General features: G+C 40.7%; 9 protein-coding genes. 5 read left to right on the plus strand and 4 right to left on the minus strand.

All coding sequences use genetic code 11. The features are described 5' to 3' along the window. Nucleotides 1–3: 3 nt before the first annotated feature. From ACHSBP_RS02780 to ACHSBP_RS02800, 5 genes are all read left to right on the plus strand, one after another. Entirely contained in the window at nt 4–894 is an 891-nt protein-coding gene (locus ACHSBP_RS02780; RefSeq protein WP_395388108.1) for a metal ABC transporter permease, read from the plus strand. After that, complete coding sequence (locus ACHSBP_RS02785; RefSeq protein ID WP_395388109.1) at nt 887–1687, plus strand: hypothetical protein; 801 nt, start codon at nt 887–889, stop codon at nt 1685–1687. The genes ACHSBP_RS02780 and ACHSBP_RS02785 overlap by 8 nt, the downstream gene beginning before the upstream one ends. A 12-nt stretch (nt 1688–1699) precedes the next feature. Further along, nucleotides 1700–2635: an EF-hand domain-containing protein gene (locus ACHSBP_RS02790; protein ID WP_138633358.1), complete on the plus strand. Its 936-nt coding sequence runs from the start codon at nt 1700–1702 to the stop codon at nt 2633–2635. 72 nt (nt 2636–2707) lie between these two features. Then, nucleotides 2708–4090, plus strand: coding sequence for a DUF2271 domain-containing protein (locus tag ACHSBP_RS02795; RefSeq protein WP_395388110.1), 1383 nt, complete (start codon nt 2708–2710; stop codon nt 4088–4090). A 352-nt stretch (nt 4091–4442) separates the two neighbouring features. Beyond that, nucleotides 4443–6809: a TonB-dependent hemoglobin/transferrin/lactoferrin family receptor gene (locus tag ACHSBP_RS02800; RefSeq protein ID WP_395388111.1), complete on the plus strand. Its 2367-nt coding sequence runs from the start codon at nt 4443–4445 to the stop codon at nt 6807–6809. Between the two features lie 81 nt (nt 6810–6890). Here the strand turns inward: ACHSBP_RS02800 and ACHSBP_RS02805 are convergent, their stop codons facing one another. The 4 genes from ACHSBP_RS02805 to ACHSBP_RS02820 all read right to left on the minus strand — a co-directional run bounded on the left by ACHSBP_RS02805 (nt 6891) and on the right by ACHSBP_RS02820 (nt 11887). After that, nucleotides 6891–8168, minus strand: a complete 1278-nt coding sequence (locus ACHSBP_RS02805) for a S41 family peptidase (RefSeq protein WP_395388112.1) — start codon at nt 8166–8168, stop codon at nt 6891–6893. A 60-nt stretch (nt 8169–8228) separates the two neighbouring features. Then, nucleotides 8229–8927, minus strand: coding sequence for a hypothetical protein (locus ACHSBP_RS02810; protein WP_105171833.1), 699 nt, complete (start codon nt 8925–8927; stop codon nt 8229–8231). A gap of 169 nt (nt 8928–9096) precedes the next feature. Continuing rightward, nucleotides 9097–10908: an ATP-binding protein gene (locus tag ACHSBP_RS02815; RefSeq protein ID WP_395388113.1), complete on the minus strand. Its 1812-nt coding sequence runs from the start codon at nt 10906–10908 to the stop codon at nt 9097–9099. Nucleotides 10909–11008: 100 nt separating this feature from the next. After that, complete coding sequence (locus ACHSBP_RS02820) at nt 11009–11887, minus strand: HDOD domain-containing protein (protein ID WP_395388114.1); 879 nt, start codon at nt 11885–11887, stop codon at nt 11009–11011. Nucleotides 11888–11954 lie beyond the last annotated feature (67 nt).

Genomic DNA, 11954 nt, shown 5'->3' on the forward strand with positions numbered 1-11954 from the left:
ATTATGTTGGACCTAGTACATACATTCTTTTCAAGTCTAGTGAATATTGGCCTGTTGCCAGAAATGTTCAGCTATGGTTTTTTGGTTAATGCCTTTTTAGCGTCTTTGCTAATTGGCCCTTTGTTGGGAGCATTAGGCACTTTAGTAGTGGTAAAACGTTTAGCCTTTTTATCAGAAGCAGTTGGCCATTCAGCACTCACAGGCGTATCAATCGGTATTCTACTTGGCGAACCAATCACCGCACCTTGGATCAGTTTATTTGCGTTTTCATTGTTGTTTGCATTGTCGTTGCAGTGGGTGCGAGGGCGCACGACCGTGCCTTATGACGCACTAATTGGTGTGTTTCTGGCGTTTGCTTTGGCAATGGGGGCGGCGCTTTTAATGCTGGTTGCACAACAAGTAAATGCCCATTTAGTAGAGCAAGTGTTATTTGGTTCGGTACTTACCGCAAACGAACAAGACTTACTTATTTTAGTAGTGATGTTTGTCATTATTGCGGTGCTTGCATGGCGTTTTTCAAATCAAGCATTCTTAACGGCAATAGCGCCTGAAATTGCAAAGAGCCAGCGCATTAACACAAAGCTGCATGATTATGGCTTTGTTGTGCTTATTGCCCTGATGACAGTCGCTGCCGTGAAAATTATCGGTGCAATTTTAGTTGGTGCATTGTTGCTTATTCCTGCGGCAAGTGCGCGATTATTAGCCCATAACTTACGCAGCATGTTGCTATGGTCAGTAATGATTGCAACAACCAGTGCATTAATTGGTGTGTTGCTACCTATGTATATGCAATGGGCTGTTACAACTGGGCCCGCAATTATTTTAACCGCCTGTTGTTGGTTTGTGTTTGCCATTAGCGTGCACAGCGTAAAAGGAGTAAGCACCCGTGCGTAATCTTATATTAGCCATGTTGTTAACCATAATGCCTTTGGCTGTAGATGCGTCAGAGGCAAACGCAAGTAAGCCTTTGAAAATTGTCACTGTGAGTCCAATAAGCCATAGCTTAGTGACAGCAATGGTTGAAAATACGCCTATTCAAGTGACTTATTTACCGCCAAAGCGTTTACCTGTAAGTCGCATCCCAAGCTGGATTGAGAAAAACAAAACGCGCAAATTTGACCAGTTTGATGCGTATGTATCAATGCGCTCAGTAAAGCCACAATTTGATTTATACGCCAGTGTGCGCCAAAGCAATATTCGTGTGGTTGAAATTGATATTGCTGAGGCTCTGTTGCCAAAGGGCGAGAAAGTCGTGTTACTAAACCAACAAGAGTATTTTTGGCTTAATAATAACAACTTACTGCTTATGTTAGGCATTTTGAAGCGTGATTTAGTGAGCCTTTGGCCACAATTCTCTGTGATGTTTAATGCCAATCAACAAGCGCTATCGTCGCAAATTCGCAGCATTAATCGCGCGAGTAATGAGCTGTTAATTAAGCACGACGTCGCATTTATGGTGGCAAATGCGAAACAGGCGCCGTTTGTTAATGGCTTTGCGACAGATTTAGCGACCCTGCAAGACGCACAAGCCCTAGGTCTAAATTACTTATTAGTCGATAAAGTTAAGAAAACGCCATCGCCCAATACCTGGCATATTGATGATTTTAGTCGATTTAACAAAGCGCCATTAATTGCGCGTTTAAAAAACAATCATAATGCATTATCCCAAACACTTTCTCAATTATAAAAGAGGTTGAAAATGAAAGGTCCAATTAAAACCTTATCGGCCATTGCTGTGGTTGCAGCAATTAATAGTTTTTCAGTTGTAGCAGCAGAAAAATCCCATTTTAGCTATAGCTGGATTGATACTTGGGATACAGATAACAACCAACAAGTAACGATTGAAGAGTTTTTTAAAGCACGAAAAACACGCTTTGACCTTGCCGATGAAAATAAAGACGGCCTAGTGAACTTAGATGAATATCGTAACGAATACGAAAATCGTCTCGATAAAAAAATTGCACAAGAGCGAAAGCAAAGCGTTAAGCAAACAAAAATGCGCTTTAACGCAATGGATAAAAACGACGACGACATAATGTCGAAAGACGAATACATGGATGTTGCAAAGCGCGGTTTTGATTTTTTTGATACGGATAAAAACGGCATGATCACCGATGAAGATCCGAAACCTGAATATAAACCGCGTAAAAAAACTGAGCAAAAAAGCGAAGAAGAAATTAAAAAACAACAACGCGAGCGCAAAATAGCCAGTGCGAAACGTGTTGTAAAAATGCCAACAACTCATAATAAAAAGGGCATGGTTGCGATTTACGACGCTAACGGCAATGGTAGTGTGTCTTGGCAAGAGTACATGGCAGTGCGTGAAGAAATGTTCGCAAGAACAGATGAAAACGGTGACGGCCAACTGGTATTTGACGAATATTTAGCAGAATTTGAAAACCGACTCGATACGCAAATTGCAAAAGCCCGTGAAAAACGCGTAGCACGTACCGATAAACGCTTTGCAATCCTTGATGTAGACAGCAATGGTATGACATTTGAGGAATTTCAATTGTCAGGTGTGCGCAGTTTTGTACGTTATGACAAAAACAAAGACGGCAAAGTTGAGTTTGATGAAAAGGCTAACACACAAGTAGCTAACCGCGATGCCAAAAAACAAGACAGCAAACTGTAACGGTTGCGGGTCAAAAATTCCAAACATTCAGGGGGGGGAGTAATCCCCCTTTAAATTTAAAAAAGGTAAATGATGCGTTTTGTGGTTTTAATCGCAGCACTTGTGTGCGGATTTAACGCAGTGGCAAAACAGTACGCCACAACGGCCTATTTAGGCACATCTGTTCAGTTTACTATAGAGGGTGTCACAGCGACTGAGCAAGACCAAGCGTTTGAGCTAGTTAAACAAGAGTTAACACGCTTGGATATGATTTTATCGCGCTATAACAAAAGTAGTTCCCTTTCGATTTTAAATCGTGAGAAACAACTAAAAAATGCACCTGTTGAGCTTATCGACGTACTCAAGTTATGTCAGCAATGGCAAGTAAGTACTGCTAACCACTTTAGTTGTCGACTAGGCAGTATTTTACCAATTTGGCAACAGGCTGAACAAACACAAACTATGCCATCGCGCATTGAGGTAAGACGCGAGGCCCGTTCGTTACGCGATAAAACAATCTTAATTAATGGGTCGCACATCACCCTTGATGAGGAACTAACGCTTGATGTTAATGGTATCGCGAAAGGGTTTATCATAGATAAAGTGTATGACTTACTTGTTGCCCGTTATAGTGAAAGCCGCTTTAAAATTGATATTGGCGGCGATGGTCGTCATTACGGCGCGTGGCCAATCGCATTTACAAACCCAAATGTTAAGAACGCAACGCAGGTGATGTTAACTAATTTGGAAAATCACGCATATGCAGCAAGTGGCCTTGCGTTTCGTCATTTTCAAATTAAGCACAATACGTTTAGCCATATTTTTGCCCCCCGCGATGGCTGGCCAATTACAAAGCCTATCGGTGCTGCGGTAATTGCAAAAACAACTGCAAATGCCGATGCCATTGCAACCGCGTTAACCACAATGAATGGTGTAAATGCCATTGATTGGCTTAATAAGCATGACGTAGCAGGCGTATTATTTTTGCCTGACGGGCGCGTTGTTTATTCAAAAACATGGCAACAACGCGATGTATCAAAACACAAGGCAAAGCTGACATTTGATTACACGTTACCTGAATTTGATATTGCTGATTACCGTAAACCTTATGTTGCGATATGGCTATCAGATACAAAAGGGAATCCAATAAAACAAATGGCTATTCTTGGTGATAGTGAAAGGTGGTGGCAGCAAAGCAGGCGTTGGTGGCGAAAAGTAGGGCGCAAGGAAAATAGTGTTTTTCCACACCTTGCCCATGCAACGCGAAAGCCGGGGCAACACAGTATTAGTTGGTTTGGCGAGGACGATTTTGGCCAAATTGTCACTGAAAATGAATTGATATTGCATATTGAAGTTAGCCGAGAGCATGGTGATACCAGTTACCAAAAGTTGCCATTTAATCTCACGAAACAAGCCACAATAACTAAAGATGGCAAAGGGGAAATAGGGCAACTTAGCCTGACGATTACGCCGTAAAACTCAAGAATGGAAGAAATAGGCAATACAGATCAACACGCTCTAGCGTAAATTATATAAAAACGGCATACGGATTTGCCGCTTACTTTCTCAAAATACTTACTTCACTTTTATGCTGTTTAGCTCAAGCTACTTAAGTTTTATGTGCCATCTTGCTTTAACGACAAATCACTACACTTCATTTTAGGGTTAGTTTAGTCATATCAATTGGTTATCGATTTTGCTGAACTGGATTTAGCGCAGTTAACTGTATTGCGAAAAAAAGTATAATTTACCTTGCATTAAAAACGCGAATCATTATCATTACGACCTGAGTGCGATGACTATGAATTTTAAATGTGAGGATACTCTTTTGCGCTTTACTCTATCTAAGCTAAGCACCGCAATTTCATTTGCATCAGTTGTTTCAATCGCGGGCGTAAGCCCATATGCCTTGGCAAATACGCAGGTCACAACACTAGAAAAAACAAAATTATCTGCCAACAAGCGCGTTGAATCTAAGTCACAAACGGAACTCGACAGCGTGTCAGTTTCGTCAAATCTTATGCAAGATATTAATGATGTCGCTGACTACATTCCAGGTGTAGACGTTGCAAGTATGGGCCGTTTTGGTAATAACGGTTTTAATATTCGCGGTATGGAAGGCGATCGTATTGCGATTACCGTTGATGGCTTAACCCAAGGTGAAACATTAGATCCCCCTTCATTTGCGCCTTATGAGTATTTTCGAGCGAGTCGTAACTCGACTGAAATTGAGCATATGAAAGCCATTCAAATTGTTAAAGGTGCTAACTCAGTAACCAGTGGTTCAGGTTCGCTTGGTGGTGCTGTGATGTTTACTACCATGAGAGCCTCAGATTTACTTGACGGCGATGAAAATCAAACCCGTGGTTATTTCAAGTTTGGTTATGATGAGCGCGATGAACAAGCGCAAGGCACAATTGCAGTGGCTAACAAGTTTGGTGGGCTAGAAACAATACTAATGTACACAAAACGCCAGGGCAGTGAATCAAGTAACCACTCTGGAAACCCTGATACAACGGGTGCATCGCGCGAAAAGCCAGATCCACTCGATTTTAACAGCGACGCACTGTTATTTAAAACTCAGTATCAATTTAACGACGTTCATGAACTAGGCTTTGTTGTTGAAAATGACGATAACCTGTCGCAAGTAGAAAACCTATCGCGCGTTTCAAGCAGTATTCAGCGCCGTTTTTCAGATGATGAACAAAATCGTGCCCGTTACGGTGTATTTTATTACTTAACGTTAGATACCGTAGCATTCGATGAGCTGGAGGTACGTTTTGATTATCAAGATATTTTCACCTCTGGTGTAACTAATATGCACTACGCGGCGTGTCTTGAATACTCACCGAGTTATCAATGCTTAGCGCTAGGAGAAGCGTATTTACGTCAAGAACAACGTGAACTAACACAACAGACTTCGACCCTTGCATTTGATTTTTCAAAGCAACTAGTTACTGGGCAAATGCGCCACGATATTGTTTACGGTACAAGCTTTGAAACGCGTGAACTTGAGAATAATATGTGGGATCACCGTTATAATGGGCTGACAACTGATTCAGGTTATCAACAATTAAGACGCCCTCTTGCTGATGGCACAACTCATTATCCAATTAAAGATGCTAACTTTATTCCTCAAACAGACGTTGCGATTTGGAATGCGTATTTACGTGATAGCGTAACTCTAACAGACGCGTTAACGTTAGCTGCGGGATTGCGATATGACGATTACAGCTATCAGCCAGAGTTCGACCAGTATTTCACAAATGATCAAGGCCTTGTTAAAGATGTTGATATGAATGCATTTACTTGGCAGCTTTCAGCAAACTACGAAATAACACCAAATCACTCAGTGATTGTTGACCTTGGCACAGGTTTTAGAGCGCCATCTGTTGAGCAAGTTTATTATGGCTCACGCGGTGCAACGGTTGATGATTGGCAACTTGTACCAAACTATGATTTAAAACCTGAATCAGCGTTTAATATGGAACTCGGTTATCAATGGCAAAATGATAACGGCCGAGTAAGAGTGTCGGTATTTGACAGTGAGTACACAGATTTTATTGATAATGTTACTTACACCCGCGATTTAACGACACCAACAACCAAGCGCGTGTACGACCCATCATGTGGTTGTTACAAGCAAATGGAAGTCACTACAGATGACTATCAACGACCTGAAAACATCGGTGAAGCAAGTGTTCAAGGTGTTGAGTTAGATGCGCTTTATCGTTTTAACAATGGTTTAGAGTTGCGCGCTGCTTACACCCATTCTGAAGGTGAATATGACAATGGCGACCCAATGCTAACTGTTTCGCCAGACTCGGCTGTTGTCAGTGTTGGTTATGATTCACAGTCACTATGGCGTGTTATGGCGCAAGTTCGTCACCAAGCTGAGAAAAAGGCAAGCGATGCATACACCACAAATGCACAAGGTGAGCAGGTTCAAGCAACTGATTTCCTGAGTGATACATCGACCGTAGTTGATTTAATCGCTAATTTCGATATCACAGATAACATGGTGATTAATATCGCGGCACGTAACTTATTCGATGAAGAATATTACAACTGGCAGCGTATTCGTTTTGTGTCAGAAGGTTCAGGCGGTTTTAGAGGCGGTGTTGCTAACGACGGCATTAAACGTTACTCAGAGCCAGGTAGAAGTGTTTCTGCCAATATTAACGTTAGATTTTAAGCGTTAATCGAGCACAAATTTCCCGTTGGTTTAATAACAAAGCCTGCACTGTATGCAGGCTTTTTTATTTATATTCAGCCGTTACATACTGGTAGATTGTTGTAAGTACTCAATCGCCTTATTTAGGGCAGGATCACCACCTTGATTATCTCTATCTGTTGGGATTACTAATATATGCGGTTCAAAATCTTCTCTAAAGGTGCCATTTACATGGTATAAACGCTCAAATGGTAATTCTAGCCAGGCATCGCTTTGTTCTAAAGTCACTGTTTTAATGCCGCCGAGTAAATCGGCCATGGGGGCGCCAATCACGGTTTGTGCGCCAAGGGCGTCAAGTCCAATAGTCATACCTTCACCCATACTGCCAGTCCAACGACCAGCAAGCACAATAAATGGCTTTGCATAGTGCGGCTTAGTTGGCGTAACAAACGCTGTTAGCATTGGTGCGTTTTGATATGCCATGTTAGGTGTTTGCGTGCGATAGGTTTGATACGGTGTTTTTTCGCTAACAAAGTGACCCAGAATAGGCTCTGCAACGCCTGTATTGCCGCCACTTGGCGTATTACGCAAATCAATAATCAGTGCGCGTGTATGCTTAAGTGCGTTAATCGCTTTTTTAAAGGAGACCACAGTTTGGTTGTTACCAAGGGAGTTATTAAAGCGGATATAGCCAAGGCCATCTAAATTACGATAGCTTAATGTCGGACCATCGTTGAGTGCATTAATCGCATCATAACTGGCGGCAAGCGTAATGGTTTTTTGAGTCCCTTTGCTGCTTGTAAAGGTAATCGCTCGCGTTTGTTTACGAAGGCCGCCAAGCACAACATTTACCCCGTAATCAATTTGTTGCGGCGATAAGGCCTCAAACCCTTGACCAAATAAGCTGGCGACTAGAAGCTTTATTGGTTGGTTATCCATTTTAATAATTGTCGAGCCTAATGTGAGAGTGCTTTTATCTGCAGCTGAACCAGCTTTGATATCTTGCACAATAAATTGGCCGTTTTTATAAATAGCACGGATATCGGAGCCGGTTGGAAACACACTAAAATCATTTTTATCGTAGGGACCAAGGTTTAAATGGGGGTCGGAAAAGTTACGCATAAGTTGCTGGCTAATGTCATTAAACTCAGCCTTGTTTTTAGCTTTCAGCGCTTTACTTTTAAACTGGTTCAACACTGTATTTGCATTGTTTAACCTATCAAAATAGGCGTATTGTTTTGTCAGTACGTGTTCAACCTCTTGCCATGCGCTTGTTGCGTTAAACGCTGTGGCTGCGTTTATATTAAGCGCAGCAAGCGTTAAAATGGTTAAGCTCAAGCAAAGTAGTGTAGTTAACTTAGTTTTTAGTGATGAAAGCATGTATCGGTAAACCTTTGTTATTGTTCTATTTGGTGTGTCGTTAATTGCTGAGAGCGCAAGCTAGTTAAGCGAAGTAGTAATGTGCTGCTCTGATACACCGTAGTAACTGGCTAGCAATAAACATTTTTGTTCGATGTAATCGGGTGTTAGGTCAAAATCGGCACGCTGTTTTTTAAATCGCTTTAATGCAGAATTTAAGTTGTCGCTGTTTAAGGTGATTTGGCTACGCTCTATTTCACACAGCGCAATAAATGCAGTGAGTTCATGATTTGGTAACACTGTACCTTGAATGTTTAAATGCAGGTAACACTCCAGCGGCGTTAATCCATTAGATTCACGTTGGCTCAGTGCTTTTGGTAAAAACACATTACTTTCGAATAATAGGAGTGAGCGAACATACGTAAAGGGCACGTTTGTGTGTTCACCGCGGGCAACAAATAGGTAATGTAAGACATTGCGCTTCATTGTATCTTGCAGTGAAAAGTTTGCCATTTTCTGCAATAACGGCGTAAAAAACGATAACGCTTGGTTATTTTTAAGTTGCGATACTAACGGAGTAGGCATCGGGCGTTCGCCGTTTAGTGTGACGCTTAAACGTTGAAAATAATCAAACGACTCTACGCTTTTATTGGCCTGCAAGTTTAAAAACAGCATTATGTGTGCTTGACTCTGAGGCGTTTGCGTTAAATAAAACGAGGTGATTTCTTTTATATTGCCTGTTTTAAGCAAGCCTATGAAATGGCTAACAACTTGATCCATAATGTAATTCAATTAACTTTATACGCATGTACATTAACATAGAATACAGAGCGTGTTGACCTTTGTTGTCTATTTCTACAGCGCATGCCTTAGCGAAAATAGTAACCGTTTATGTATTCTCGCAAGGTGGTAAAACGATACTTGCCATGAAACTAAATCAACACGCTTATTACTCATCAAATTTAAGATTGTAATCAACGTCATCAAAATGCAGGTAAATACATACGCCTTCACCTTCGATACTTTGAAATTCGATTTCACCTTTAAGGCGTTGTGTGACCAAGTTGTACACAATACTCAGCCCCAAACCGGTTCCGCCTTTGGCGCGTTTTGTTGTCACAAAGGGTTCGAAAATTTTGTCGAGCAATGATTCTTTTACACCTGCACCGTCATCCATGTAACGGAAATGCAGGGTTGCCCCCACCATTTTCGCCACAATATTAATGTTTAAGGTTTTATTTGGCTCACTGCCGTGACGTAAACTGTTAACAATTAGAATTGTAAATATTTGATTAAACGCACCTAAATAGCTTTTAATAACCAGTCCATTTGTCGCTTCGACACTAACGTTAACATCGTATTTATCAAGTTCGTGTTTTAGGCTATCAAACAGATTATTTAAAAAGGTTTCGACATTAAATTCGACTAATTCGTCGTATTCTTGATGCGACGCAACTTGCTTAAAGTTATTAATTAAATTAGCTGAACGGTTTAAATTTGACTCCATCAAACTTAAACAATTTTCCGCATCCAAGATCATTTGCTCTAGGGTGTTTTTTTGCAATGTGCCTTGGTTAAAGGAGTGTTTTAGTTGTTCTACTTGACCGCGTAAATGGGACTCGCTGGTAATAGCAATGCCAAGGGGTGTATTTAATTCATGGGCAAAGCCTTTTACCATAGTACCAAGACTTGCCATTTTCGCGTCTTCAATTAAGCGCTTTTGCGCCAAACTTAAGCGGTTAATTAACTCTTCAATATGGGCAAGTAGGTTATCAATATTTTTAGCCAGATCGGTTACTTCGTCATCACCGCGTATATTACTGCGCATTGAAAAGGTATCGGATTGGCAAATTGAACTGATAAATGCATTTAACTCAAACAAGCCATATCCAATGCGTCGGTTAATTAAAAAAGAGCTTAATAAGCTAAATGTTAAAAATACAAATGTAACGCTGAATGTGATGAACAACACTTGATTACTGGCGTCTTTTGCGCGCTCGTTTAATAGTAACGATAGGTTTGTAAAACGCTCATTGATAACCTGTGACAGCACTTTATTTTTACCGGCAACACCTAGGGTTGACGACTGGCCCATGGTGTCTAGGAGTGCGGTATATTGGGTAAAGTTGTAATCATAGTCTTTCAAATTATCAATTAACTGGGTTTTTAATTCGCTGTTATGAGTTTGTAGGTAAGCCTTTGCTTGCACAAACATTTTTTTATGCAGTTCTAAGTACTTTTTATCCCAGCGCAATAGGTAGTCTTTTTCTCGGCGCCTTAATTCTAATATCATTATCTCAAGGGTTTTATCGTCAATTTGCTGGCTAACGGCTTGAACTGCATGAATGGATTTTCTAAAGCTGCTCCGAATACCTTGGTCTTCATTAAAACCAAGCTGTTTTTGAATGGCGATTTGCTTATTGAGATTTTGTTCAAACTCGCGCATTGCTTCTTGAATTTGCGTAAGCAGTCGCGTTGCAATTTCAATGTCTGCGACTTGTTTAAATAACGCAAAATGCAGCTGAGAATAATCATCAAATTGTTCTTTTGACCATTCCATCATTTGCTCATCTTTATCAAGCGAGAACTCTTGTTGTAAATTAACGGTGTCAGACAATACTTGTTTAAAGTCGGTCAGTAATTTCGTAATTCGGTAGTGATTAGTGACGTTTTGATAGATTATGGCGCCACAAATGAGCACCACGATAAAACTGATTAACAAAGCGACTTGCGAGCTTATAAAGGCTGTTTTTAATTTCATATTTGGCTGCCTGATCCATTTTTATAAAGTGTAGGTCAAAATATTTAGCTGTAAACGCTTGAACTTATGTTAGTTTCAAACGTTAAATTTGGTGCGCCAGTTAAATGGCCAGTAAGCGGTACTTTTCTTCAGCAAGCGATATGGCTGTTGGCAGTTGGTTTAGCAATTGCGCAAAGTTAGTGTGCTGGTTTTGCCAACTAAGTAGAATTTCATTGCTCGCGATTAACTCATTTAATACATCAAGCTCAAGTGCCTGATGCTTGCAATAAACTTGGGTCGTTAAATCGCAAAACTGCACTCGGCGAATTGTCTCTAACAAAGGCATAAACTGTTTAAATTTATCGGGCAGGTTATCGTGGTGATGGAAATAAATAATCTCGGGAATAGGGCTTGGGATATGCCATGTTTTACAAATTTTCGCGCCATTAAACGCATGTTGACGCTGTAAATAGGCAATACGGTGCTTTTCATAGGGCTTTGGTAAATGCCAAGTTAAATCGTCAAGCGATTCAAAGTACTTGGCATACAGTTTGTGGTTTAATGTAATGTCTATATCGTGTAATAAACCAACCAAGTAAGCCATATCAGCGGTGATCACGCTGCGTAACAGTACGTCATAGGTGGTTTTTAGTAATTCAGCTGAGATTAGCGATTGACGCCACAATTGTTTTTCAAATTGACTGGTGGGCACAAATACCTTGGTCAGTGCCACTAAGTTTATTAAGTTAAATACCTCTTTTGTGCCCATGCGTACAATCGCATCTTTAATACTGCGAATGGGTTTAATAGCGGCTTGTTTGGCGGTGTTGCTAAGTTGAATTATTTTGAGGGCAAGGGGCGGATCGCGCTCTGCGAGTTTTTCAATTTTATTGAAGTAATCTTTATCATCAAGCGGAATGCTCAACAATTCGACCAATATTGTCGGTAATATTGGCAAATCGGATACCTGTTCTTGTGGTGATGCTTGGCGTGTTGCCATTCACAAACCTTAAGATGAAAGTCATTTCAATTTGCCAATAAGTATAGTTAACCAAAACTCGAGATAA

Source organism: Pseudoalteromonas sp. XMcav1-K (genome assembly GCF_044005875.1).
GTDB classification, from domain to species: domain Bacteria; phylum Pseudomonadota; class Gammaproteobacteria; order Enterobacterales; family Alteromonadaceae; genus Pseudoalteromonas; species Pseudoalteromonas spongiae.